We start from the raw sequence: 25,403 nt of genomic DNA, 5'->3' as shown, positions 1-25,403 counted from the left end.
ACATTGGGTAAATAATGGTCATGCAAGTAAAAAACTCAAGGTGGTGGATGCATGAACAGCCAAACCAAACTACAAGCTCCCAAACAATATCGCACTGGAAAGCTTTTACCGATTGCCGCTCTTGGAATTGCCGGAACACTTTATGCGGTCAAATGGAATCGCCAGCGCAAAACTGCTGCTACTTCCCACTCAAGGATGCTTAAAAATATTGAGCATAATGCCAAACAGATCAAGCTTGAATGGCACGGCATGAATAGGCCATATCGCGTGTTTCGAGGGGAGGAACTTATTTATGAAGGTGCGGAACCAAAGATCGTAGACCAAAATCTTGTTCCAGGGACACTTTACACCTACTGTATAGAAACCCTTGATGATCATGGAAATGTACTGGAAAGAATGCGGATTCAAACAACGACGACTGTTGATTTCAGGGAAAGAGAGAATATTCTTGAGGATTTACTCATTACAACGATCGTGACTCCTGGTCAAATCAGTTTTGAATGGGAACCGATCGAGGGTGTTTCGGAGTATCGTATTTTCAGGAATGGAGCAGAGCTGGAAACAGTGACTTCTTGTGCATTTACCGATAGAGGGATTGATAATGACGAGAATCATCGTTACAGGATCGAAGCCCGACGGCCTTTGCAGCGTTCGGAACAGGTAAAATGGGAGCTGAAGTCTGTTATTGCTAATGCTGTTGGTGCCATCAAGAAAGATTCTTCTACTGCAATGGCAGCTGACGAAGAATTTAGCATCATTAAAAAGATTGGGCCAATAAAGGAACTGTTGAAATCCCCTGAGGAAAGAAAGCTTAAAGCCGGAAACTGGCAACTCAGGTACACAACATTTTTAAAAGAGGAATGGCTTAAAAATCCGAACGCCGCATCACAAGACAAGGTTTTCAAAGGCGATCACCGTTCATTCGATCCTGAATCCTCTGAATTCAGGACAAGAGGCGACGTATTTATTGACACTGAAGATCCATCTGTTCATTTAAAAAAGGCAACCGGTATAACTGAAGCATTCAACAGTGAACAAGAACCTATAGAATCCGCTAGCGCTTCTGAAGAAGGAATTCAATTGGAAAAAGTCCTTACTGAAGAGGACAGAATCAAGTTTCACCTGGACCATTCTGTCAGCAATCCACTCGTCGTCACCCCAGCGATTGACTACCATGTTTGCGGAACTTTTTATAAGGACAACGAATATGATCTGGTCGGCATCCACTATCAGGCCCCTGAACACGAGGTTTATCTTAAAGAATCGGACACAGATGAATGGCAAGTCATCCACCAAGCTCACAACAAAGGTCTCGAAATGATGGCAGATCCCATGGCCAATCATTATTGGCGCTACTCTACATTCACGAACTAAAAAAACGGAAAAGCTGACTGCCAGCTTTTCCGTTTTCCACTTATAATATCAGATTTGAGAACTGTCCAGCCCCAGCGCATAGCCAGTTTTCATCCCCGAGAGTGCTCCCTCGAGTATCTTGCGAGACATGTTAGCTTTGAGCAGCTCGAGACGCTTGCTCAGTGTCGCCTCCTAGAAATTCCGAAACTTCAACTCCGCCGGCAGAAGCAAAAAGCGCTTCTTTGTCGGAATCTCCAGTTTCTGGACAGTCGGCTATATATTTCGATTTCGGTCCTGCCAATGAAGTCAAAGAGCGACTTCACCGGTTGGCCCTCCAAACCCTTGTCGAGGATGAACAAGGCGCTTCCGCTTTTCTTATAAAAATCTCTTGCGCACATTCGGCGGCGGCAGCATACAGCTGTCCTTCTGGCCGAACCATTTGATACGGTTTTTGGCAATTAGATCATACACCACATTCCTGATTGGAGGCGGAACGATCATGAACACATATAGAAGCTTCCAAGCTCCTCGCAAATGGCGGCTAATCCTCAGGGCAGCAGATGATTTATAATACACCTTCTCATTTTCGATTAAAATCATGCTGTCCACATCATCAGGTACTTTATATTTTTTCAGCAATTCTTGTCCAGCATCACTCTGGAGCGATGCGAAACGGAATTGCTCTTTTTCGTCACGGTCTAGAATAAATTGGACACTCGCATCACAAAAGTTACAAACTCCATCAAATAAGATGACAGGCTGCAAGTTTCATCCCTCCTCAATTGGTATGGGTGATGTCTTTATTCTACCATTTATCCACTTTGAGAAAAATGAAACAAAACTAACCGAAGACGAGGGATGGTAACACCACTAATTCTCTTCCAAAAACGTGTTACTGATAATTTTGTTTAAGTATTTCATCCCTGTCATACTAAGACGCATCCATATAAAGCTGTAGAAAAGACTGAACACAAAAATACCTGCAGGAATGCCTGCATTTATATTTGTGGACACTCCGGGTCCTAACACTGGGAAACGAAATACATACAGCAATGCCATGATTCCCGTAGCCAAGGCTAACCCGCCAATGAACACTACCGTTGTTTGTTTTTTTGCCTTTCTAAAGCCTGCTCCCAGAGAGACTCCCAACAATCCTGTCGTAAACAAAAACACCAACACTTCAGAGGGCTGAATGATCATTAAAAGCAGGCCTGTTACCGTAAAAGTCAGGAACCCAATGCGCAGTGAAGTAAGCGTAGCCAGCACGATTGGACCCGTGGCCATGATGCTGAAGATGTAACCAACACCTCCAAACAGCCCTGCAGACTGGAGAATCGCAGCAATCGCTCCCAGCAGACTCCCCGTTATCAATTTCACATTATTCGCGTGAGTTACAGGTGCAGTCATATGCTCTTTGTGGATCAAGTTAGCCAAGCGCAAAGAATCCCCTCCAGCTAAAACACTCATTTTTTGCGGATGAATGGGTTTTATATATCTTCCTTGTAGAGGATTGATATTGGAGCCATCTCTAACATGTATTCCTGAAGAAGCAATTGATGCATTGTTTTTTTATGGGCATTCTAAGGCAATGCTTACAATCTCTTTCATTCCTCGGGCTAATCCTAACTGCTCGGCGACAGCAAAAGCTCCTATTGCCGCTTTTTTCTAGAGGCCATGTCAGGTTCGTAAAAAGTATGGGCATGTGAGAAATTCCCCTGTTCTGGGTTCCTGCCCATTTTGTCCATGGACATCTATCCTAACTTCAATTCGATGAATATAGTGTAGAAGCTTTAGGAGGTGACTGTGATGAATGGTTTGTATGCGCATGGTTCCTCCTCCCGGAATCAGTTGCTAGAATGGGAAAAGCATGCTCTTGATTCATTCTTTGCTAAAATGAGTGACAAAGAAAAACCTTTTCCCTGTATCCCGGCAACCATTGGGTTTTCAATGAATCAGCTAAAGTATGGATTTATTGGGAGCCCAAGGAGGGACTCAACAATAAAAGAGCTCGCGAGCTTATTGACGGGCTATACAGAACAATCAAGGGAGTTCGGCAATTATACTTCTTTGATCATTTTCTATGAAACACCCGATTCAATGAAAAATGCATCTGTCGAGGAATATGAACAAATTTTTTGGGAGCAACTTTCAGGGTTAACTGCATTGGATGCATTTGAATGGCCAAATGATATCCCACAAGACCCACACGACCCTATTTGGGAATTCTGTTTCAATGGAGAGCAATATTTTATGTATTGTGCAACCCCTGCACATAAAAACCGCAAGAGCAGACATTTTGACGTTATGATGCTTGCGATTACTCCACGCTGGGTTCTGCAAGAATTTAATAAATCACAAAGTTATGCCCAAAGAATCAAGGCTCAAGTGAGAAAAAGGCTGGCGAATTACGATAGCATTGCAATTCACCCTGACTTGAACACTTACGGATCTGAGGATAATTTTGAATGGAGGCAGTATTTCTTGCGGGATGATGACGGTTCTTTATCTAAATGCCCATACCATAGAGTGCTTAAATTCCTGGGTATCGATAAATAAAGCGCAGGAAGCTCCTGCGCTTTACTGTTGGTTCATTAGTTGGATTAAGGCATCAGTGGTGACAATCGTGGCAAACTCTTTATGAAGCATCGCCAGTTCAAGTTCCTGGATTGAATCCGCAGTGTGCTTCACTCCCTTGTGGTCCGTGATTTCAAAGGCTGCGATCGCGTCAGACACAATGAAGCAATCGAAACCGAGATTACCGCTCATCCTCGTGGTAGTCGAGACACAGTGCTGTGTCGATAATCCGGTGATCACCACTGATTTAATTTTATTTTGTTTCAGATAGGATTCCAGCTCGGTTCCAATGAAAGCGCTGTTCACGTTTTTCGTAAAAATAACTTCCCCATCCAGCGGCTTGACGACATCCTTGATTTCAGTCCCCAGTTGATTTCGGTGATGCAAAGGAGAAGCCGGGTCAAGTGACAGATGCTTCGTAAAGATGACATTCCCCTTTCGATTCCTCCATTCAGTTAAAAGCCTCGCGATATTCCTTTCCGCTTCAGGGTTGTTCCGCTTTCCCCAATATGGATCGTCAAATCCCTTCTGAACATCTAATACAAGCAGCGCCGGCAGCGCCATCATATTCATCTGCATTCCTCCTCCATAGTCACTGCTCATTTTTTGTCATTCCAGGAGTTTTTACTCATGATTGTAATCTTCCATGGAAATTACTTCAAATCTGTTTATGAATCATGTTAAACTCTATGAAGATGTTTTTTACATAGGCGAAAACTTGATGAGGAGGATTTTTGTGAAACGGTATTCGCTGTTATTCCTATTATTCACGTCACTCGTTCTTTCTGCTTGCAGCAGTGATGAACCAGATGAAGAAGTCGAAGCCGAGCAACCGGCTAAGGAAGTAGTCAAAACGGAAGAAACAAAGCCGAGTAAATTTGAACACTTGAAAAATATAAGTATAGAGGTTACAGAAGAAAGCCTGATAGCCCTGGATCCTGGCTCGATGATGGACGATTTAAGCTATGAAAAAGATATAGAGGATATCGGTTTCAACACCCCAGAATTGGATCCAGATTTAAAAAAACAGCTGCCGGCAAAACTCGAAGAACTTGCTAATGAAACAGATGATTTAGAGATTATTAAAAAGGGACTTGTTTCCCTATTGGCCAGTCCACATTATGATGAAATTATCGAGAATGCCAGAGCGTACGATCCCCATTTCGAAGAGCCCTTCCTGCCTGACCCGACAAAGTCAATAAGCGAAGAAGAGGAAAAGGAAGCGTCGGACAAAGCAATCATTCTCCTCGATGCAAGCTCTAGCATGCTTCAACAGACAGACGGCCGTGTCAAAATGGAAATCGCGAAAGACGCGGTAAAAAGCTTTGCCAAAACAATCGGCCAGTCCAGCGAGGTTTCATTGGTAGTCTATGGTCATAAAGGCTCCGATTCAAATGTCGATAAAGGAGCTTCCTGCTCGGGAATTGAAGAAGTATATCCAATGGCCAAATACGAAAAAGAAGTTTTCCATGGAGCGGTCGACTCCTTTGATAGCAAGGGCTGGACTCCGCTTGCTGGCGCCATTCAAAGGGCAGCAGAGATGAGCAGCAGCTATGATGGAAATACAACAGTTTACATTGTCAGTGACGGTGCCGAAACTTGTGATGGGGACCCAGTCCAGGCAAGTAAGGACCTAGTTGCCAAGAATGCTGAAAGTACGGTTAACATCATTGGATTTGATGTGGATGGGGAAACGGAAAATCAGTTAAAAGCCGTTGCTGAAGCCGGAAACGGTGAATACTTCAAAGCCGATAATCCTGAGGAATTGAAGAATACAATCCAGTACGAGTGGCTCCCTTCCACTCTCGACCTGGCCTTTGCTTTTACGATGGCTCCAGACGGATGGGATATGGTCGCAGAATACAAAGTTGCAGAAAAGTATCCTCTTGAATTATGGACCATCGGAAGAAAAGAAGCACACCGGATCATTGACGCAGCTGCCATCATGTCCGAGAACGGCTGGATCACTGATGAACAATATTCCGAGTTAAGAGATTGGGGATTTGAACGCAGCGAAGCCATGAAGGAACTCCATTACACCATGAGCAAAACCAATCGTGAAAAAGCAGATACCGAAAGCCAGGAAATCAGGAAAAGAGTCGATGAATGGACAGAAAAAATGAAAGAACTGAAAAAAGAGCGCGGCGATACTTGGTAAAAAAGATGGTCCGATATAATGCGGACCATCTTCTTTATTCAATCACCATGCCATGCTGAGTTCTCATAAGCTTAATTTGCCTGTCCTGATGTACATTCTCGTAAATCGCTTTGGTCACCACAATTTTTTCTCCATTAAGCCGTATCCAGTATTCCCGTTCCTCAGTAAAGTTGCCAAATGTATTCATGGTTGTATTAGTTACTCCTTTATCCTCAACGGTCCCCTTTACAGAATGAACCCCAAACTGGGAGTAAAGGTAGTCTTCATAGGCAAGAGACAAAAGAACAATACTAGAGAACCAAGTCATTGTCACCAGAATAGATTTCATTTTTAATCACCAATTCTAGTTTTAACCAAACAGAAAATTGCTATCCTTTCTTTACCAGCAATCAAAAAAGAACGCAAAATTTTCATGCGTTCTTCTCAGGCTTATAACATTTGATTGGCCAATGCAATAGTGTCTTTCTTCGATTGCTCATCCGAGATATTAGGATTGTAATAGCCAATACTATAATAGATTCCATCCTTTTCAAAAACGAGAGTTCCTTTCATATAATCTCCAGCCGTCCCATCAGCTAGCTTAACTTCGTCCCCTGGACCTTCTGGATATTCAATTTTAAAATTATGGACAGTAATCATGAAAATGATGTTATCTTCTTTGTTTTTTGAAACACTGTCAAAATTGACTTGTAAATCCTTCCCATCATGCTTAAAATCTTCAATCGTCATTTTCAGCGGCATGGCGTCAAAAGGAAAATCCTTAGGCGGAATTACTTCAAATGGCAAAGAATCTAAGCCAACTTTCAAGGATGGTACATTATAAAGGATCGGAATACTTTTCAATTGTTCCTCAGTGGCATTTCCAGTTTGTTCAACTTTCTCAAGTTTACTTGTATCGAGCACTTCGTTTTGTTTTTGCTGATAGCCGAAAAGCAATAGTAGAAAGATTATAGGAATAAATGATAACTTTTTCATATGCTCTCCCCCCTTTATGTTTAATACGGAAGGACATTCGATAAGTTTCAAAATTTAGCCATTTTTTCAAGAACTAAACAATAACTACTTCTTATCCTTCCAAACTTTTGCTCCAAATCCAACTGCCAGGACACTAAAGATACTGCCAATCAATATTACAAATGCCGTCATTTTAACTCCTCCTTCAGATTTACCAGTGTGTAGGCCTATTTAGTGTCGAAGGTAATTTGGTTTCAGCATTACCTTTTGATGAGTTGATCTGAGCCTGAGTCAGAAAAAAGCTGCCTTCCAGATTTGCATCGCTTAAGTCGGCATCCCTTAAATCGGCACCGATAAAGTCACACACCTTCATGTCAGCTCCTTTGAGATTTGCAGCAATCAACAGTGCGCCCCGTAAATCGGATCCTCTGAGATCCGCTCCTATTAACCTGGCACCAAAAAGGTTCTTTCCTCTCGGCTGCTTCCTGTTTTTTACTCGAGAACGGACCAGTTCACTGGTTTTTAAGAGGAATCCGTTAACCTCTGCTCGATGTGCAGGAATATCCAACTTGAGAATTTCAGCAGATTCAAGGTTTGTAAGCTGTTCTGTTTTTTCATAAATAGTTCGGAGACTACCGTATAATGGCTTCGCGTACTCTAATTTCATGGATTCATCCAAGTAAAGTAGCATTTCATGTAGCTGCTGCATGATCGGGAATACATCGAACATTTCTTTCGCTGTATCTGGCTGGTCTCGCCAATCCAGCCCCCTATAGGTAACTTGTGAAACCTTTTGCCCCGCACCGAAGCATTCGTAAACTGTACATCCTTTGAAGCCTTCATCCCTCAGTTTGTTATGAATCCCACAACAGTAATCCTTCTGCAAGTTCTGACAAGGCACCCCGGCACCCTTATCAAAAGCAAAGTCAGCTGATTTCGCATATGGCAAAGCCACACAGCATAAACCAAAGCAACTTTCGCAATCGGCACTTAACTTATTTTGCAACATTTGATTATTCATTTCTCTTAATCTCCTGTAGTATAATTCCATCTTTTGTTAAATATAGATTATCACATTTCACCTTAGAAAAAATAAAAAAGCAGGGGGAATCCCCTGCTTATCTTGTCACTATGCCATACTCCGCAGCCAGCTCTTCTCCTAAAAATTTTGCTAACTCAAGCATGCCGAATTTCCCTGCCTTTGCTTCGGCATCAGAATTGTAGTTAGTATTTGTATTGATATCGTAAGTGAAAATTTCACCTGACTCATTTCTGATGAATTCAATTCCGGCAACATTAATATTGTTAGCTTCTAGCACTCTCTTATATTGATCAATAATAGGGTCCTTGAATCCATCGATAACCTGGAATTTCGGCTTTTCATCAACCTCTTCTCCTACAGGACAGAAAAGGTCTCCAATCTGGCAGGCATCTGCCGGGCATAATTCAAAGCCTTCAGATGTATCGACCCTCACGGCATAAACAAATTCTCCGCCTACGAACTCACATCTTGTTATATAGTTCTCCGGAGACTGGATATATTCCTGAATGAGCGTAACACCATCCACCGGTTCTTCAAATGCAGAGCCATTAACATATGACTTCAATGCATCAGCCGATTGAAAAAGTTGTACTCCAAGACCCTTTCCTGCACGGTTATGCTTAGTGATAAACGCTTTCCCTTCGAATTCCTTGGCCGCTTCTAAGAGCTGTTTTTTACCGACAGTCGCTATTGTCCTTGGAGTTTTTACTCCTTGCTTGGCCAGCTCAAGGTATTGCTTGACCTTGCTAACTTCCAGTTCCAGCGCGCGTGTTCCGTTGAAAACTTTGCGTCCGTGAGCCTCCAGCCAGGCTAAAACCTGGGCAGTATATTCCGGAGCGAATCGATGGCCTCTCGTGTGAGACGAAGCGCTCATCCTGCTATAAAAAATACCTTGTGGCGGTTCCTTTGATAAATCCAGCAGTCCTTCGTCAAGATGCCATTCCTCAAAAGGAACACCTAGCTCCTCTAACCGCTTTGTTAAATGAATTGTCCATTCACTATTTTCATGGATGATATATACTTTGCTCATATTTACTCATCTCCTTATGGTAGTTCAAGCAATCGCTTGCTTTCTTTTTGCCTCAACAAGAGGCATAACCTGCTTTGCGAAACGTTCCATTTCTTCGAGCTGCGGAGAGAATTGCAGCAGAAGCAACCCTAATCCGGCTTGTTCATACTGAAGAATTCGCTCGGCGATTTGGTCTGGAGTGCCAATTAAATTCGGGCGTAACCCACGGTTTGACACCGAGTAATCCTGGTGCTGGATTTGTTGTTCAAGCTGGGATTTACTTGTGAAATCCTTAAAGCCAGCATAGGCACTTGATTCCTTTACAGTCGTAATGCGTTTCAATTCTGCGAATGCTTCTTCCTCGGTGTCACGACAAATGACATAGGCAGCCATTCCGAACTCCGACAATTCTGGATTTGACGTAGCCGCTCTGCGGACTTTCATGTCTGTAATTTTCCGTTCAATTTCTTCTACTGTTCCGCCATGCATGACATAGGCATCACATTTTTCAACAATGGTCTGTTTTCCTTTTGGACTTTCTCCGCCGGCATAAAGGACCGGATTCGGCCGCTGAACTGGTTTCGGGAACAGCTTCGTATCCTTGAGCTGATAAAACTTGCCTTCATAAGAGAAGGTTTCATCACGCCATAGTCCCTTGAGTACATCTATGAACTCTATAGTCCTGTCATATCGCTCATCATGTTCGGTAAAAATTCCGCCGTATTGCCTTGCTTCTTCCTCCCACCATGCTGAAACAACATTAAGCGTAAATCGACCGTTGCTGAGTTGATCAATATTTGCCGCCATTTTTGCTGTGATAGCCGGATTGTGGAAGCCCGGTCTAACCGCTGCCATTATTTCAATTTTTTCCGTTACTGAAGCCAGTGCGGCAGCAGTTGTCCATGCTTCAAGGGAATCGCACTCTGGCCCTTTTATATCATTCAAGTATAATTCGGCAATTAATGTTGTAGAGTAGCCCCATTGTTCTGCTGATTGAATCACTTTCTTTGCATAGTCAAAGGTAGGCGGCATGTTTTCGTCTTCTACGTTCCTTAGCCATCCGCCAAAAATAGGCAGCCAAAATCCGTATTTCATCTCAATCTCTCCTCTGCTCATAGAATTCCAACTTAACAAACCTGATAAGTTGGTTTTATAAGTAAAACAATAAAGACTCATAAATAAGCCTCCTAAAAACAAAAAGCTCCCTTCTTCAAGAAGAGAGCCATATCATACTCTCTTCTCATCTTTCAGACAAAAATTGTCCGCAGGAATTGGCACAGTATTCTTTAAGAACCTGTTGCCGAGGTTTCGCAGGGCCTTTCCCTCCACCTCTCTTGATAAGAAGACATAAATATTAAATTTTAGTTCGTTAAAGTGATAATATTCCAAATTCATTCAAAAGTCAATTCGTTTATCGAAATATTATTAGATTCCGACCGGAAACCCAGACAAAAATTTATTTACCCTTTGAGATGCTTCTATCAGTCTATCTGGTGGCTGAACCATGGCAATTCGGACATAGCCTTCGCCTTGTTTGCCAAAAGCATCACCAGGAACGACGGCAATTCCTTCTTCATCAATTAGCTTGAAAGCGAAATCGCGGGATTTCCAGCCGGCAGGAATTTTAGCCCACACAAACATCGTTGCCGGAGAATTGGCCACTTGCCAACCGCTATTCCTGAACCCTGAAACCAATGCATCCCTTCGTGCTTCATACTGTTTCAGCTGATCCCCCAGAAAAGAATAATCTGAGGTCAGTGCAGCAATTGCTGCTTTTTGAATCGGGTAAAAAATACCGTAATCGATATGTGATTTGAAGGAAGCAAGAATATTGATCACCTGTGAATTCCCAGCGACGTAGCCAATGCGGCAGCCTGCCATATTGAAGGTTTTTGACAATGAGTTAAACTCTACCCCTACGTCTTTGGCGCCCTCCACCGAAAGGAAGCTGGTTTTCGGATTCCCATCATAAATCAATTCAGAATAGGCGAAGTCGTGCACCACGAGGATGTTATGTACTTTAGCGAATTCGACTACCTGTTCAAAAAAGCTGCTGTCCGCCAGAGCCGTGACAGGATTTCCAGGATAACTCAAGATCATCATTTTTGACTTTTCTAAGATTTCTAGAGGAATCTCATTCAGCTGCGGCAGATATTGATTTCTCTCCAACAAAGGCATAGCATAGATCGACCCGCCGGCAATGGTTACGCTAGCTTCATAGATTGGGTAACCTGGATCCGGAACAAGTACATAATCCCCAGGGTCAATGATTGCAGTAGCCAAGTGCGCTAGCCCATCCTGCGAGCCCATCAGCTGCAAGACTTCACTTTCGGCTTCTAGCTCAACAGAATAACGCTGTTGATAAAAATATGTAACTGCCTCATTAAATTCACTGATTCCCTTTAACGTGTATCCATATCTCCCTGGATCCATCGAATATTTAGCAAGTTCCTCCATTACAAAAGAAGGCGGGCCAAAATCAGGACTCCCTATACATAAGTCAATAACATCTTTCCCGTTCATCAATGCTGCCTGTTTACGGTCAACCACTTCCTGAAAAATACTTGATGTCATCTTTCTAATCTTTTCTGATCCGTAAATATTCATGGAAATTCTCCCTTACTGTTTATTTCTTTAACGCTGTGAATTGTTAGAATCTTTTAAAATATAAATTCGATTATATCAGGGGCAGCCAGTCATTTCTAGCAAAAAAAAAACAGGACTGCTTAAGCAGCCCCTATGTTCGTGTAATAATTTTATCAATAATCCCGTATTCCAAAGCTTCCTGTGCACTCATAAAATAATCCCGGTCAGTATCCTTTGCGATTTTTTCAACCGACTGGCCAGTTCTATCGGAAATAATTTGATTCACATGGTCGCGCAGCTTTAGGATTCTTTTAGCCGAAATCTCAATCTCAGTCGCCTGGCCTCTTGCACCGCCCAACGGCTGATGGATCATGATTTCACTGTTAGGCAATGCAAATCTTTTCCCTTTTGTACCGGCAAGCAGCAACATGGCTCCAAAAGATGCGGCCATTCCGATGCAGATTGTGCTGATGTCGGGCTTGATGTATTCCATCGTATCAAAAATTGCGAATCCTGCTGTGGTTGAACCTCCAGGACTATTAATATAGATCGAGATATCCTTTTCAGGATTATCTGCTTCAAGAAACAGAAGCTGAGCAATAACGCTGTTTGCCACCTGGTCATTGATTTCATCTCCAAGCATGATAATCCGGTCTTTTAAAAGCCTTGAATAAATATCGTATGAACGTTCTCCCCGGTTTGATTGTTCGATGACATAAGGAATTGTACTCAATTTGGTCCTCCCTTTCCTGCTTACGCAGCCATTTTGAAAGTAGAGAGAGGTGAACGAGAGTGTAAAGACATCTCCGGTGAACAAGGAGTAAGTGAAGGGATCTCCTGGATGCTTTCAAGCAACACAGTCGGATCCTCAGACTGAAGTGATTCGCAAAGCAAGTCTGACAGCAGCTTTTCTTCATCCTCGGTGAGTCCTTGATCCACTTCTTGAAGGTTTCCATCACGCTCGAGTCGTTTCCTGGCCCGGTGAAGAGATGCTTTTATAGCCATTTCCGTTGTATCCATAAGCTCAGCGATTTCGCGTGATTGAAAACGGAATGCTTCCTTTAAAACTAAAATAACAGCCTGCTTCGGCGTCAATTTGGCCAAAACCATCTCGACTGTATCGATCACGTTGCCATTAGTAAATGAAGCGAGATCTTCCGGTATTCCCGTTACCTCACGGCTGCGCTTCCTGACCGTATCAACCCAATGATTGTAAGCCATTTTTTTCAACAAGGCCGAGCTGATCTGTGAAGGCTCATAATGGTGGATTGCCTTAACCGTCACTTCCTGCACAAGATCATCACCATCCCAGCTGCTCTGCGTTAAAAACCGGCAATATCTCTTAAGATTTTGATAATGGTCCATGACACCGGTATCCTTTGCTATATCCATTTTCCTGAGCTTGTCGATCGACATCCTGTTCACTCCTTTGAACCTCTCTGTCCCTTAAACGGATTTAGGGAGAGGAAAGATACGGCCTGCAAAAATTTTTATCATTCTTTCTTTAACATATGCTGGAATTGAATTTAGCCAGCCTTATCAGACTGTTTATTTTTTCTTAGTACTACTGCTAATGGTATTAAAATTATTGGTATTAAAGCCAGCAAATAATATCTGGACAATGGCTTTTTTTCGGGAAAACGGTCAGGATAAGTTTCCTTTAAATGCTGCTTGATCAGAACTTCAAACTCAGTTAGTGGAATTCCTTCGGCATCGACTCCCCATTCATCAAAAAGCCTGGCTGCCTTTCCGCCAAATGGACGGATGTAATCTCTGGATGGAGTATATCCTAACTCAAGATCATACTGCATATTGGAAAGAAAATATTCGTCCGGCTTTAACTGCAAAAGTGAAGTGGATCTCGAAAAACCAAACTCAACGATTTCATATCTTCCCTCAGAAGATTTATTCACTCTCATGGGGCCGATGATCAAACCATTGTATAGCACTGGAGCAACCCACTGATTTAATGGTCTTATAGCTATATTCAACTTGTTATCAATCACTAGCTGATGATCGGCAACAAACTGCCCTATTTTCCAGTCTTCCGGATTTCCATCGTTAATCACAAATGAAAGAAACTCCTGGTAATTATCCATTGCAGTCTCGAAAACTTCAGGCGGGACATGACGATTCACTTCAATAGAGCCAAAACCCATTAACACCATAGCCACTAACAATAAAAAGACTCTTTTCATCCTGAACATTACTCCTTTTAAACGCCAGCAAAATCATTTTTATAAAATACACCTCGACCCGCTCATTAAATAGGAAAGTTTACGAATACAACCTAGTCATTTACTGATTTAGCAGCTTTGCCAATACCAAACTCCTGATTCGCTTTCTTAAATGTCCAGTTCACCAGAAAAATGCCCGTGAAAATCAGTGCTCCGCCTGCATAAACATGGCATTCGACAACCTCATTAAGCAGTACCCAGCCAGTGAGCACACCGAAAAATGGTGCCAGGAACAAGAAAGCACTCGTCTTGCCAGGGTCTCCCTGATTGATCAAGTAAAACCAAATGGCAAACTGGACAATCGAGGCCATGATTGCCAGCCATAAAATCACTGAGATAGAAATCGGAGTAATCGTCAGCTTCGGTGTTTCCAGCGTAATTCCCATCAGTAGGAGGATAATGCCTCCAAAGAGCATTTGATAAGCTGTCAGCACCCAAACATTGAAGCGGCTGCCCCATTGTTTGATCAGGATGGTCCCGATGGACCAAAACACAGCTGCCCCCAGACCGAAAAGTGTACCAACTGTCAGCTGCAAATGGAAACCTAATGTAATGAATACACCGATGAACCCTATAATTGCACCAACCCATTGAAGAAGCCTGTATCGAATCCCCAGGAAAATCGTCCCCATAATCACAACCATCAATGGATTGGTGAAGGTTAAAATTGATGACTCACCAGCAGTAATTGTACGTAAACTCAAGAAAATACAGCCCATGACCCCTGCAGTCTGCATTAAACCAATGATGAAAATCCTTCCCCAATCAACCAGCTTATCCGGCCTAATTCTTTTCCTGACAAGTACCGCCATCAGCAAACCGGCGATCGAGAATCTTAAACCAACCAATAACAATGGAGAGACATAGTTCAACCCAATCTTGCCTACGGTAAAAGAAGAGCCCATGAGAAAAGTGGTAACGACAACGAGCGCAAAGAACATCAAAGGATGAAGATTTTGTTTTTCCACAACGGCCCCTCCCTTATTCAGAAATATATTCTGCTTTTAAGCCTGGTTTTCCTTAATGATTCTTCCACGAGTATAGCCTAAAGAATTTCTTTAAGCCTGCATGAGTCCACCTGCTTCATAAGTTGGTATGAGTACTCATAGTGGATTATTAGCCCGTATCAAAGAGAAAAACTAATACATCAGTTATTCTTCTACTCTGAATGACATAATTTCTTTAACTTTTGCACTCTTTCCGGCACTCGAAAAGGTATAGACATCGCAGAAAGATAGTTTGGAATGATCATCAAATACGAAGAAACCATTTACCGCACCCGTCGGACCATGTGTGATAATGTTTTGAATATGAAGCTGAATTACCTCTTTGCTAATATTTTCATTAAAAGCATCTCTGATCTCATCTTTTCCATAAATACACTTATCGCCAGCAACCTGCCATCGAATGTCATCTGCCATATTTTCGTTCATGCAAGAATAATCTCTCGTTAACAGAGCAACCGTAAGTTCCTTTAATAACACTTTTTTGGGTGCATTACCACAATCTTTTGGGCAATCAATCCTAAGATTTTGAGGAATTCCCACGTTCATCTCTCCTTCACAATGTGATTCAAACTCATCTATTGCCCACTAGAAATATACATCCTTAAAATCTGTTACCATTCAAATCCTTTTCACTCAAGTGAAGTGAATCTCATGGCTAGATTGCACATCTGCAAACCAGCGCAATGTTCTATTGTAATGGCTAATGATTTGCTGGGCTGTTAATTCTTCACTGGGCCACGTGCTATGTAATTCGGAAACCAAAGTAAGCTTATATCCCTTACTGAATGCGCTTCTGCATGTTGTATCTACACAAACTTCCGTTTGAATGCCAACTAGATAGAGATGTTCAATCTCCTTTTTTTTCAACTCTCGGTCAAGCGTTGTTTTTAAAAAGGAGTCCGGTGTGTTTTTTTGAATAATCCTATCTCCCTCAGCTGGGCAAATTTCCGAATGGATTTGCCAGCCATATGTTCCGCTTTCCAATGGATATCCTGCTTCTTCATTATGTTGGATATACACAACTGGTATTTTAGCAGAACGGGCCTTAGTTATTAGCGCTTTGATCCCTTTCAGCAGCTCCTCTCCATTGAAAACTGCTTCTCCTTCCTGAAACATTCCGTTTTGAACGTCAATGATTACTAATGCTTTGTTTATCATTTTCATTCCCCCAGTATTTTCTTCAGCTTCTTTACGGAGTTTTCACTGGCAACGGTTTGAAAGTGATTTAAAAGGTATTCTCTTGCCTTTTCCTTTTCCACCGTCATCATTTCAATTTCATTTCTGCTTGCCCAAGAATCGTAGGTTTCAAAGGATGTGCTGCTCCAGCCATTCTTTTCGCCTTCCGCATTTGTCTTTTTCTTGGTTCCTGAAATGACAATATCCATCGTTCCCTGCAGTTCCAATAGAGCATTGTCAAACACCTTTTTGTGCTCTTTCTCCCTTAAGCCCGCCAGAGTCCTCAACTCTCTTGTATCTATGACCCCTTCTTCACTAATGGATCGGTAAAGAGCCAACGCTTCTCTCGATACATTTCCTTTTTGGTATCGTACTTCAACTTTTTCATAACTGCCTAGGACAGCCTTAAAATATGGAAGTAAATCACGTGAAATCAGAACAGATTTTTTCTTAATGAACTTTCCATAGCCTGCGACACCTTCAACCGCAAATCTTGTACGCCAAATCCACGGATCATATTCTGTATCTGAATGCCATGACTCCGGAACAGTAATTGTATTAAGCGCGTGGTAATCAGGTACCAATGGAGCCAGTGGGAGAAAGCCAACCTCTTCAATAATCTGAACCGCTTCTTCATATGTTTTTATACTGTAATCTCTCAATCTCGACAGCTCCTCCAAATATTAATCTACATTGTAATTCTATAACCTGGTACCATTCCCCTTTCCATAAAGAAAAAACGGCACTTCAAAAACCAGAAGCACCGCTAAAAATTCATTTTGTTTTTTCAACAAGCTCGCCATTTTCAATCGTGATCAGCCTTTTCGCCATATTGACAAACAAACCATTTTCAACCACGCCAGGTATCATATTTAGCTGATTTTCCAGCTCCTCAGGTGATTCAATCTGCTTAAAATCGCAATCGAGAATATAATTCCCATTGTCCGTAATGAATGGCTTGTCCACATTTAATCTTAATTTCGGTTGGCAGCCAAGCTCTGCGATTCTTTCACAGGTCACTTCTGCTCCGAACTTTACGATCTCAACCGGAAGCGGGAAAGCACCTAACCTCTCTGCTCTTTTTGATGAATCTGCAATGACAATAAAAGCAGAAGCAGCATTGGCAATAATTTTTTCCCTTAACAGTGCCCCCCCACCGCCTTTAATCAAGTTCAATTTAGTGTCTACCTGATCCGCTCCATCAATTGCGACATCTATCCGTTTCACATTCTTAAAATCCGCAAGCGGAATACCATGCTCCACTGCTAATACAGCGGTTTGTTCTGATGTTGGAATCCCTTTAATGTTTATCCCATTTCTCACTAACTCGCCCAATTTTTTGATTGTATAATAAGCGGTCGATCCTGTTCCCAGTCCTACAATCATGCCGTCTTTTATGTATTCAGCCGCCTTTTCGCCAACTATTTGCTTTTCATTCATTGATTTCACCTCTAGATGATTTTACCCTTTTAGGAGGATTTTTAAGTCGTTGCTTCGAGAATTTTGGCACGCTCAAATGAAGAGCATTGCCACAAAACTTTTGAAATGGTTATTGAGAAAACTTAATCAATAACTGATACAGCAATGATGTCTTCGAATTTAAATACAATTACCGAACGATCATCTGTCACCATCCGTACCTCCTTCCTTATTGGATCAAGATAATGGACATGGCCTTTTTCTTCATATGTAAATCCATCATCCCACTTCGTGATTTTCACTTTGTATGTATATTCCATCGCGCTGCAAATCCGATTTTCAAACTCCTGAATTTCGTATTCATCCAGCAACGGCCGTGGCTGCCGCAGCTCATCACGCGCTAGTTTCCTCAATAATGCCCGATGTTCCGGCATAAAGTGAGCAGGCATAAATTTCAGCTTTCCTCTGTCTCGTATTCTCATGCTGACCATCCTTTCGGGAGTACTTAACGTTATTATATCCCGAACAAACGTTCGCAAACTAGAGAAATTTATTTTTTCATTAAAAAAACTGGCCTGAGCCAGTCTATGCAATCACTTCATGATATTTAAAATAAGTCGAGAGCTTGGAATCAACATGATCCTTCCACCCATCCAGTGGTACATTCAACTTCTTAAGTATTTTATAGGCATGTACCCATGCGCTCATTTCTGCCGTTATCCGATAAGACCAGTCATTCAGCCATTTTTCATAGTCGAGCTCGTCATTGACAAAATCAATACAATGGCCAATCTCGTGAGCAAAGGCATATACATTTTCCAGCGTGGTCGATAATGGAATCGTTATGGACATGTTTGGGTTAAAATTGATTTTCTTCTTAGAGTCATAAATCACTTTGCAGTTCAATTTCTCCGCCTCTTCTACTAAAAGTAAAAAAGTGCCGTACGTAACCATACCATTTTCCCCTTTAATCTTTATAGTTTTCTACCTATTATATACGAAATAGAGAAAATGCATACCCTATTTCTTAATTTTCTGAATTTTAATCACCGAAAATAGGACATCTTTTTGCAGCATATGATGTTAAGAGGTAGTATTACTAAGGGGCTGATTTACTATGAAAATACATGTCGTTAGACCAGGAGATACTCTTTGGAGACTTGCCCAGGGATATCAAACAACAATCAACCAAATCATTCTAGTGAATGAACTCGATAATCCAAATGTGTTGGTGGTCGGTCAATCGCTCGTAATACCTGAAAATAATCGGGAATATGTCGTCCAGCAAGGTGACAGTTTATGGGCCATTGCCTCTCGCTATGGAGTTACCGTACAGGAGATTGCAAGCTACAATAACATTGCAGATTCTGCCATGATTTTCGTAGGCCAAATGCTTGAACTGCCTTACTTAAGCCACACCGTTAATTCTGGGGAGACATTATGGGCGATTTCGCAGCGGTATGGGGTGAGTATTAACCAAATCACAGAAGCTAATAATATTTCGAATCCTTCTCTCATTTATCCAGGATTTGTTTTACGTATTCCCGCGCCTGCAAAACCTACCATTGAAGTTAATGCCTATATTACAAGAATGAGTGAAACAGGGCGAAGAGATGTCCTGTCACGAGGACACCATTTCACGTACCTTTCTCCTTTTTCATATAAAGTCGGTGAAGACGGGTCACTCCTTACCCTTCAGGATACATTGGTCCTTCAGGGGGCAAAAATGACCAACACCTCACCATTGCTCACAATCACAAACGAAGCGGACGGCTCGTTCAGCTCAGACCGGGCAGCCGACATCCTGCGGAATCCAGGCGTCCAGGATACTTTGTTAAACAATATTCTCGTTAAAATGAAGGAAAAAGGCTATACCGGATTGAATATCGACTTCGAATACGTTTATCCTGAGGACCGAGAAAACTATAACAATTTTTTGCGAAAAGCGGTTGGCATTATGCATCCGGAAGGCTATACCGTTTCGACTGCACTTGCTCCAAAGCAAAGAGCCGATCAGGAAGGGCTTCTATATGAGGCACACGATTACGAAGCGCATGGTGAGATTGTTGACTTTGTCGTTATCATGACATATGAATGGGGCTGGTCCGGCGGAAGGCCATGGGCAATTGCACCGCTTAATGAAGTAAGGAAAGTATTGGACTATGCCGTAACAGCCATTCCGCGAGATAAAATCATGATGGGTGTACCGCTTTATGGAAGGGACTGGAGAATACCATGGGTACAGGGTACCTACGCCCGGACCGTCAGCCCAAAAGGAGCCGTCGAACTCGCGGCACAACAGGGAGTCAACATCCAATACCATGATACCTATCAGTCACCATTCTTCCGCTACACCGACTCAGACGGCCAACAGCATGAGGTATGGTACGAAGACGCAAGGAGCGTCCAGGCCAAATACGATACCGCAAAAGAATATGGGCTTCGCGGTGTAAGCTACTGGGTGCTAGGGCCTTCCTTCCCGCAGAATTGGCCCGTGCTCCAAAACAATTTCAGGGCTAGGAAGCTATAGTTACAGAAAATCCTGCGAATTTAGCGTCGCAGGATTTTTATATGCCGTCAAATATTGATCTCGCAAGGAATCTGAATAGATAGAAAACCAGTCGGAACGGCAGAAAAATCAATTCAGGAATATAAAAAAGAATATCAAAAACGAAATCCCAAAAAGTATAGCTTCCATCATACTTCTTTTTCCTTCTCTTTTCTGACCGTTTTTCTACAAACATCCCCGGTTCCTCCCGTATGATTACTTATTCAAACAATCATTGCAGAATATTTTCCCTTGATACTGGATAAATGCTTTGATTTCCGTCATTCCCTTGGTTTCAGGGTACCTCATTTTAACGAAAACCTCTTCATTCGGTTGAATTTCCTTCTTGCAAACACAGCACTGCGGCTTGATTTTGAGCATGCTCCTCACCTCGGTTTTAAATACGTTGTTTTCCGTAAAAAGTTTCATACTTTAACGAAATTGAAAACAACTTGTATGATTTCAGTGGTAATTGGTGTTAACTGGTATTAAATCATCATTACCTGGTTTTCCCATGAAAAAAATTCTACCAATCTAAAATTCACTCCAACCGTATATAAATTCTTCCTAACCGTATATAAATCTGCCGCAACCGTTAATATATTTTCTCCAACCGTTAAAAAAACTGGCACAACCGTTAATAGATCCTCCCTAACCCTTAGACGATCGTTAATTTACTCTCTCCAACCTGCTGAAACGATTCCCAAATCCCTCAAATCATCAAAAACCCTGGCCAAAACCGGCCAGGGTTCACAAATATTAATATATATCCTGCCTGATAAACACAGCAAACGAAACAATTAATGCAGCCAATCCCCAAATGGTCAATATCACGAGTGAGAACCCGAGCGTCATTCCTTCAATTGGCGGTGCCTGGCCAGAAAGGTAGCCTGTAAGATTGAGGTTGATCATGAACAAGTATTTTGCTTGTTCCCAGGAGGAGACCATATTGCTAAGAATGGCTCCTGAAATCAGCGCGGCGAGCATGACGCCCATTCCTGCTGGTGTATTGCGGATCAAAACAGATAACATAAATGTAATCGTCCCGACAATTAGTGCGACAAACCACACCAAGCTGAACTCCATCAACAAATACTGCCACTGAGGAATCATCTGGACGGCATTTGTATTCAGCTCATTCCCTACGACATTGAACCCAGTTATCACAGGGGCCGACCATCCTTGGTAGCCAAAAATGATTCCAGAGATCAAGTAGGACAGAAGCCCAAACAGGAGAACGATGATCGAGACGGATAAAACCAAGGTGATGTATTTGCTCATCAAGATCTTCCAGCGCTTGACCGGTCGTGTGAGCAAAAGTTTTACCGTGCCTGCGCTTCGTTCTGAGGAAACAATATCAGCCGCAACGACCATGATCATCAAGGGCAGGAACAGATTGATGGAATGCTCTGCAAACACCCTCGCAAAGCTTGGCGCACCCGGCTCCATCGGATTCACATTGTTATCAAGGTAATATTGCTGCTGTTGGATTCGCAGCTGCAGTTCGCTTTTCCACTCATCGGAAATCCCGCTGCTTGTAATCCGGTTTTGTGTATCGATGATTTGCTGCTGGAGGGTCGTCCGCCAATCAACATCCCCAAAGCGTTCGAGCCTTCTTTCAATTTCCCTGTATTGAGAGTATGTAAAAAGTGCTACGAGCACTGCAATGATTCCGGCTACAACCAGGATTCTTTTTTTACGGACAATCTTCAGCATTTCGTTCCTGACCAGGTTAATCAATTGACTCACCTCCAGTCAGTTCGAGGAAAAGGTCTTCAAGTGCAGGCAATTTGCGGTTCATTTCGTTCACCTGGATACCCTTTTCAATCAGCATCCGGTTCCAATTCGCTGCTTCGTTTTCAATATAAGGCGTCACCAATGAATCGTCAGGCCCATCCGAAACTGTTGTGACTCCAGCTAAAATCTCCTTTGCCAAGTCACGTGGTTCCGCTTGCCAGATGACTTTTTCCTGAAGTGCCAATAGGTTATCAACATAATCCACTTTGATAACGGAACCCTTTGAAATAATTGCGACCCGATCACACATCAATTGGATTTCACTCAAGAGATGGCTTGACACCAGTACAGTCAACCCTTCTTCTTCAGCCAGATAACGAATGAAATTACGCATCTCCCTAATCCCCATTGGATCCAATCCATTTGTAGGTTCATCCAGAATCAAAACTTTAGGTTTTCCAAGCAATGCCTGTGCGATTCCCAATCTTTGCCGCATCCCAAGAGAATAGGTCCTCACAGGATCATGAATCCGCTCTTCCAATCTTACAAGCTCCACCACATAATCCATATGCTTCCGGTCCACTTCAGGAAGCATCCTCGCAAAATGCTCGAGATTCTCCCAGCCAGTCAGGTAGGAATAGAGCTCAGGATTTTCGACGATACACCCCATCTGCTCCATCGCTTTCGTAAAATTCTTCCGGACATTGTAGCCGCCAATCTCGATCGTACCCGAACTCGGTTTGATCAAGCCCACAAGCATCCGTATGGTCGTCGTTTTGCCAGCACCATTCGGACCAAGGAAGCCAAAGACCTCGCCTCGTTTCAAATCAAAGTCTATTCCTTTGATGATCTCCTTTTTGCTGATTGTCTTTTTCAGCCCTTTTACAGACAGCGTAATCTCACTCATATTTCTCCCCCCCTTACCATGTAATCAAAGATGCGACCCGTTCCGCAATCAGCTTGTAGCCTTCAGCATTCGGGTGGAATTTATCTGTGTATAAATAATCGTTCACACTCAGCTGGAATAAATCAAAAGTCGGCACATAGACAGCCTTATCATTCTCGTCAAGCAGCTGATTGGTATTGTAGTTCCAATCGCGGACGATTTTCGTTGTCAGCTCGGAATCATTTAAGTCAATGAACGGATTATACAATCCAATATGAAAAATGACAGCCGAATCATTAATGGCCCGCAATTCTTTTAAAATGGATTCAAGGTTCTTCATATAACTTTCCTTTGTTTGAGCAATTTGCTTCTCATCCATTTGCAAAAACGTTTGACCGCTCTGGAACAAATCATTTCCGCCAATTGTTATTAAGATGTAATCTGCACTCTGGATTTTCCTCTGGATTTCACCTTGTTTTAGCTGCTCCAACAGCTGATTCGAACGGTAGCCTTTAACCCCGAAATTATGTATCGTAATTTTTTCTTTCGATTTATCCTCCAGCTCATCAACGAGATACCCAATATAGCCTTTACCTGAATCATCGCCAGTTCCGCGAGTCAGCGAATCTCCAAGGGCAACAACCACCTTACCGTCTTTATCCCCCTCATTTTCAACTGGCTTAACCTGCTCGACAGCTCCAGTTGCTCCTTGGCTGAAAAATTGATTCTGGATTGTCCACCCAAGGCCAAACAGCATCAATATCAATGAAAGCATTGAAAACACCAGTGTTAAACTTACCGAATACTTCTTCACCAGACCACCCTCGTTCCACTAATTGGTAAGCTTTATTTTATAATAATTTCTCCAGGAATAAAAATGATAATACTGTGGCGAATGTGCTGGCTGTCAGCTCTCCAGCCTTATGAACGCAAAAAAGCGCGCAGCTTGCTAAGCTGTTTCGCGCTTTTAGATGGCAAATGCATGTTTTCCGATCGTTTTTACGACTTCACGAGTGAAGATCCACTGGCTTGTCGCTGTATCCGGATTATAGAAGTAAAGGCTGTCAATCTTATTATCATTTTCAAGGGCATCTTCAACTGCATTGATTGCCTCTTCATTTGCTGGTTTATTGATCGCACCGTTTTGGACCGGCTGGAATGCGTTTTTTTGATAAATGACTTCCTTGACACTATCAGGAAATTGTTCGTTTTCCACTCGGTTCAACACGACTTCTGCAACAGCAACCTTGCCTTCATAAGGCTCACCTTTTGCTTCCGCATGGACCAGGCGGGCTAGCAGCTTTACCTCTTCTTCTTTAATGAAGCGTTTATCTGTGACAGAAGACTCCTTTGAATCAACATCCACTTTCTTCGTTTTCAAGGTATCAGCATGATTGGTTTTCGTCGTTTCAGCATAAACTGTATATGAACCAATTACTAATGTAAGGATTGAAACTAGCATAATTATTTTTTTCATTGTAAACCTCCTGTTTGGTTTATTAGACTGAACAGGCCCTATTTTAGGCTAACAGGTTTACAATCGTACCACACTAGTGAAACATTGGGTTAATCTTTAACTTATGCCAACGCGGGTAAAAACTGTATTTATTATTACGTAATAAGGATGATTCGTAATCTTTGTTACACATTTTAAATATCAGAATTCTCATTCAGCCACAGAGAAAAGTGCACTCAAATTTTTTAGAATATGGATCCTCGCCGTCAGGATAAATAAGTCAGATTGGTTATACTCCACATAATCATCGATGATTCGCAGACCTTTTGAGAACCGCTCCACCAGCAATAATGTGTATTTTCCATCCCACTCAAACATATTGATTCTCGCTAGCTCATCAGCGATCTGGTTAAATTTATACTCCTCGACCCATAGCTTCACCTGGTAAAGCTTATCATGATTCAAAATCAAACCTGATTTATGGTTATAGCATTTCTGAATAAACTCCGCAAAACCCTTGATATTCTCCGCCAGCAGATTGGCTTTTTGCATGTCAAAATTCATCATCTGCACCAGCTCCTTCTATAAAACAAATATGTTTCAAGAAGGAATTTTAAAACTCCGCCATTCTAAATGGATATTTATGTTAAAATTAACTTAAGCAAGTTTTCTTGTTTTTCGAAAATCTAAATCTGCATATGGATTGTTTATAAATGAAAGGAGAGATGGCAATGTTTTGGTTATTAATATTCTCCCCGTTAATTGTTTTGATTCCCATTGCTCTTTATATGGATAAAAAGAAAGGAACCGGTGATCCGAAGCTAGATTCAGAAAATCACCGAATTGAACAAGATCAAGCACTGCATGACAAGTCTTTTATTTTTCCAGGCGGAAATGGACCAACGGATGGCCAGTAAAAAAAAGCATCGAGCACGATGCTTTTCAATCTATATATTCTGCCATTTTCTTTAGCAACTCGTCCGAATCCTCTGCAGTAACAAAATCGCCATTGACGATAGCATAAGGAGACAGCCTGCATTCCTTGCATTTGCTCTGGCATTCGAATTCCTTGTAGGCTATATTTTTATGGCTTAAGAACTCATTATAGGCAGCATAGTTCTCTTCTTGTAAAAACTGCTCCAAATTCCGCTGGCAGAATTCGACCTTTGCTTTCTTTGGTTTTGAAAAAAGCTTCTGGATTACATTCATTTTGAAACTTCCTTTACTAGTAAAGTCCGCTATCACTTTAGAATTATAACAT

The 25,403-nt window shown here is 42.1% G+C and carries 31 protein-coding genes and 1 riboswitch; of the genes, 5 read left to right on the top strand and 26 right to left on the bottom strand.

Annotated elements, in window-relative coordinates:
* Nucleotides 1-51 precede the first annotated feature (51 nt).
* A complete protein-coding gene (locus LGO15_RS10615) occupies nt 52-1,374 on the top strand; it encodes a DUF3238 domain-containing protein (protein ID WP_226087546.1) in 1,323 nt (440 codons plus the stop codon).
* A gap of 354 nt (nt 1,375-1,728) precedes the next feature.
* Here LGO15_RS10615 and LGO15_RS10610 read toward each other — a convergent pair whose 3' ends face one another.
* Complete coding sequence (locus LGO15_RS10610) at nt 1,729-2,118, bottom strand: thiol-disulfide oxidoreductase DCC family protein (protein ID WP_167833058.1); 390 nt, start codon at nt 2,116-2,118, stop codon at nt 1,729-1,731.
* A 105-nt stretch (nt 2,119-2,223) separates the two neighbouring features.
* The gene (locus tag LGO15_RS10605) at nt 2,224-2,793 is read right to left on the bottom strand and encodes a YybS family protein (protein ID WP_226087545.1); all 570 of its coding nucleotides are present in this window, start codon (nt 2,791-2,793) and stop codon (nt 2,224-2,226) included.
* 366 nt (nt 2,794-3,159) lie between these two features.
* On the opposite strand from LGO15_RS10605, the gene LGO15_RS10600 reads away from it, so the two are divergent.
* Complete coding sequence (locus LGO15_RS10600) at nt 3,160-3,909, top strand: YqcI/YcgG family protein (RefSeq protein WP_167833056.1); 750 nt, start codon at nt 3,160-3,162, stop codon at nt 3,907-3,909.
* A 21-nt stretch (nt 3,910-3,930) separates the two neighbouring features.
* Here the strand turns inward: LGO15_RS10600 and LGO15_RS10595 are convergent, their stop codons facing one another.
* Complete coding sequence (locus LGO15_RS10595; protein WP_413231399.1) at nt 3,931-4,494, bottom strand: cysteine hydrolase family protein; 564 nt, start codon at nt 4,492-4,494, stop codon at nt 3,931-3,933.
* A gap of 169 nt (nt 4,495-4,663) precedes the next feature.
* Here LGO15_RS10595 and LGO15_RS10590 point away from each other — a divergent pair, with 169 nt between their 5' ends.
* Nucleotides 4,664-6,085 carry a vWA domain-containing protein gene (locus LGO15_RS10590; RefSeq protein ID WP_226087544.1) on the top strand — a complete coding sequence of 474 codons (1,422 nt, stop codon included), beginning with the start codon at nt 4,664-4,666 and terminating at the stop codon, nt 6,083-6,085.
* A gap of 34 nt (nt 6,086-6,119) precedes the next feature.
* Here LGO15_RS10590 and LGO15_RS10585 read toward each other — a convergent pair whose 3' ends face one another.
* The 16 genes from LGO15_RS10585 to LGO15_RS10510 form a co-directional block, all read right to left on the bottom strand.
* A complete protein-coding gene (locus tag LGO15_RS10585; protein WP_167833054.1) occupies nt 6,120-6,413 on the bottom strand; it encodes a hypothetical protein in 294 nt (97 codons plus the stop codon).
* 101 nt (nt 6,414-6,514) lie between these two features.
* On the bottom strand, nt 6,515-7,060 hold the full coding sequence (locus tag LGO15_RS10580; protein WP_167833053.1) for a hypothetical protein: 546 nt from the start codon (nt 7,058-7,060) through the stop codon (nt 6,515-6,517).
* A gap of 190 nt (nt 7,061-7,250) precedes the next feature.
* Entirely contained in the window at nt 7,251-8,060 is an 810-nt protein-coding gene (locus tag LGO15_RS10575; protein WP_167833052.1) for a pentapeptide repeat-containing protein, read from the bottom strand.
* 97 nt (nt 8,061-8,157) lie between these two features.
* On the bottom strand, nt 8,158-9,111 hold the full coding sequence (locus tag LGO15_RS10570; RefSeq protein WP_226087543.1) for an ATP-grasp domain-containing protein: 954 nt from the start codon (nt 9,109-9,111) through the stop codon (nt 8,158-8,160).
* 24 nt (nt 9,112-9,135) lie between these two features.
* Entirely contained in the window at nt 9,136-10,185 is a 1,050-nt protein-coding gene (locus LGO15_RS10565) for an LLM class flavin-dependent oxidoreductase (protein ID WP_226087542.1), read from the bottom strand.
* 142 nt (nt 10,186-10,327) lie between these two features.
* Nucleotides 10,328-10,434, bottom strand: a riboswitch (SAM riboswitch).
* A gap of 81 nt (nt 10,435-10,515) precedes the next feature.
* A complete protein-coding gene (locus LGO15_RS10560) occupies nt 10,516-11,697 on the bottom strand; it encodes an aminotransferase class I/II-fold pyridoxal phosphate-dependent enzyme (protein WP_226087541.1) in 1,182 nt (393 codons plus the stop codon).
* A gap of 130 nt (nt 11,698-11,827) precedes the next feature.
* The gene (gene clpP / locus LGO15_RS10555; protein ID WP_167833048.1) at nt 11,828-12,409 is read right to left on the bottom strand and encodes an ATP-dependent Clp endopeptidase proteolytic subunit ClpP; all 582 of its coding nucleotides are present in this window, start codon (nt 12,407-12,409) and stop codon (nt 11,828-11,830) included.
* Nucleotides 12,410-12,429: 20 nt separating this feature from the next.
* Entirely contained in the window at nt 12,430-13,092 is a 663-nt protein-coding gene (locus LGO15_RS10550) for a sigma-70 family RNA polymerase sigma factor (protein WP_167833047.1), read from the bottom strand.
* A 110-nt stretch (nt 13,093-13,202) separates the two neighbouring features.
* Nucleotides 13,203-13,874, bottom strand: a complete 672-nt coding sequence (locus tag LGO15_RS10545; RefSeq protein ID WP_167833046.1) for a hypothetical protein — start codon at nt 13,872-13,874, stop codon at nt 13,203-13,205.
* 92 nt (nt 13,875-13,966) lie between these two features.
* Entirely contained in the window at nt 13,967-14,854 is an 888-nt protein-coding gene (locus LGO15_RS10540) for a DMT family transporter (RefSeq protein WP_226087867.1), read from the bottom strand.
* Between the two features lie 210 nt (nt 14,855-15,064).
* Nucleotides 15,065-15,460, bottom strand: a complete 396-nt coding sequence (locus LGO15_RS10535; RefSeq protein ID WP_167833045.1) for a nuclear transport factor 2 family protein — start codon at nt 15,458-15,460, stop codon at nt 15,065-15,067.
* Nucleotides 15,461-15,553: 93 nt separating this feature from the next.
* Nucleotides 15,554-16,078 carry a cysteine hydrolase family protein gene (locus tag LGO15_RS10530; protein ID WP_167833044.1) on the bottom strand — a complete coding sequence of 175 codons (525 nt, stop codon included), beginning with the start codon at nt 16,076-16,078 and terminating at the stop codon, nt 15,554-15,556.
* A gap of 2 nt (nt 16,079-16,080) precedes the next feature.
* Complete coding sequence (locus tag LGO15_RS10525) at nt 16,081-16,758, bottom strand: AlkZ-related protein (RefSeq protein ID WP_167833043.1); 678 nt, start codon at nt 16,756-16,758, stop codon at nt 16,081-16,083.
* A gap of 112 nt (nt 16,759-16,870) precedes the next feature.
* Complete coding sequence (rpiA, locus tag LGO15_RS10520) at nt 16,871-17,536, bottom strand: ribose-5-phosphate isomerase RpiA (RefSeq protein ID WP_167833042.1); 666 nt, start codon at nt 17,534-17,536, stop codon at nt 16,871-16,873.
* Nucleotides 17,537-17,658: 122 nt separating this feature from the next.
* Nucleotides 17,659-17,997 (bottom strand): YolD-like family protein, encoded by a 339-nt coding sequence (locus tag LGO15_RS10515; RefSeq protein WP_167833041.1) that lies wholly within the window; start codon nt 17,995-17,997, stop codon nt 17,659-17,661.
* 103 nt (nt 17,998-18,100) lie between these two features.
* On the bottom strand, nt 18,101-18,469 hold the full coding sequence (locus LGO15_RS10510; RefSeq protein WP_167833040.1) for a hypothetical protein: 369 nt from the start codon (nt 18,467-18,469) through the stop codon (nt 18,101-18,103).
* Between the two features lie 163 nt (nt 18,470-18,632).
* Here LGO15_RS10510 and LGO15_RS10505 point away from each other — a divergent pair, with 163 nt between their 5' ends.
* A complete protein-coding gene (locus tag LGO15_RS10505; protein ID WP_167833039.1) occupies nt 18,633-20,045 on the top strand; it encodes a glycoside hydrolase family 18 protein in 1,413 nt (470 codons plus the stop codon).
* Between the two features lie 37 nt (nt 20,046-20,082).
* On the opposite strand, the gene LGO15_RS10500 is transcribed toward LGO15_RS10505, so the two are convergent.
* The 6 genes from LGO15_RS10500 to LGO15_RS10475 form a co-directional block, all read right to left on the bottom strand.
* Complete coding sequence (locus LGO15_RS10500) at nt 20,083-20,259, bottom strand: hypothetical protein (RefSeq protein ID WP_167833038.1); 177 nt, start codon at nt 20,257-20,259, stop codon at nt 20,083-20,085.
* Nucleotides 20,260-20,822: 563 nt separating this feature from the next.
* The gene (locus LGO15_RS10495) at nt 20,823-21,803 is read right to left on the bottom strand and encodes a DUF2705 family protein (RefSeq protein ID WP_167833037.1); all 981 of its coding nucleotides are present in this window, start codon (nt 21,801-21,803) and stop codon (nt 20,823-20,825) included.
* Entirely contained in the window at nt 21,796-22,707 is a 912-nt protein-coding gene (locus LGO15_RS10490; RefSeq protein WP_226087540.1) for an ABC transporter ATP-binding protein, read from the bottom strand. Before LGO15_RS10490 ends, LGO15_RS10495 begins: the two co-directional genes overlap by 8 nt.
* A gap of 13 nt (nt 22,708-22,720) precedes the next feature.
* Nucleotides 22,721-23,500 (bottom strand): SGNH/GDSL hydrolase family protein, encoded by a 780-nt coding sequence (locus LGO15_RS10485; RefSeq protein WP_226087539.1) that lies wholly within the window; start codon nt 23,498-23,500, stop codon nt 22,721-22,723.
* A gap of 153 nt (nt 23,501-23,653) precedes the next feature.
* Entirely contained in the window at nt 23,654-24,163 is a 510-nt protein-coding gene (locus tag LGO15_RS10480; RefSeq protein ID WP_226087538.1) for a cell wall hydrolase, read from the bottom strand.
* Nucleotides 24,164-24,352: 189 nt separating this feature from the next.
* A complete protein-coding gene (locus LGO15_RS10475) occupies nt 24,353-24,709 on the bottom strand; it encodes a hypothetical protein (protein ID WP_226087537.1) in 357 nt (118 codons plus the stop codon).
* Between the two features lie 164 nt (nt 24,710-24,873).
* On the opposite strand from LGO15_RS10475, the gene LGO15_RS10470 reads away from it, so the two are divergent.
* Entirely contained in the window at nt 24,874-25,059 is a 186-nt protein-coding gene (locus LGO15_RS10470; RefSeq protein WP_167833033.1) for a hypothetical protein, read from the top strand.
* A gap of 25 nt (nt 25,060-25,084) precedes the next feature.
* Here LGO15_RS10470 and LGO15_RS10465 read toward each other — a convergent pair whose 3' ends face one another.
* The gene (locus tag LGO15_RS10465; RefSeq protein WP_226087536.1) at nt 25,085-25,351 is read right to left on the bottom strand and encodes a DUF1450 domain-containing protein; all 267 of its coding nucleotides are present in this window, start codon (nt 25,349-25,351) and stop codon (nt 25,085-25,087) included.
* Nucleotides 25,352-25,403: the final 52 nt, after the last annotated feature.

The organism is Mesobacillus sp. S13 (assembly GCF_020422885.1).
In the GTDB taxonomy this organism is placed as follows: Bacteria; Bacillota; Bacilli; order Bacillales; family Cytobacillaceae; genus Mesobacillus; species Mesobacillus selenatarsenatis_A.
This window is presented reverse-complemented; position numbering and strand designations above follow the sequence as displayed.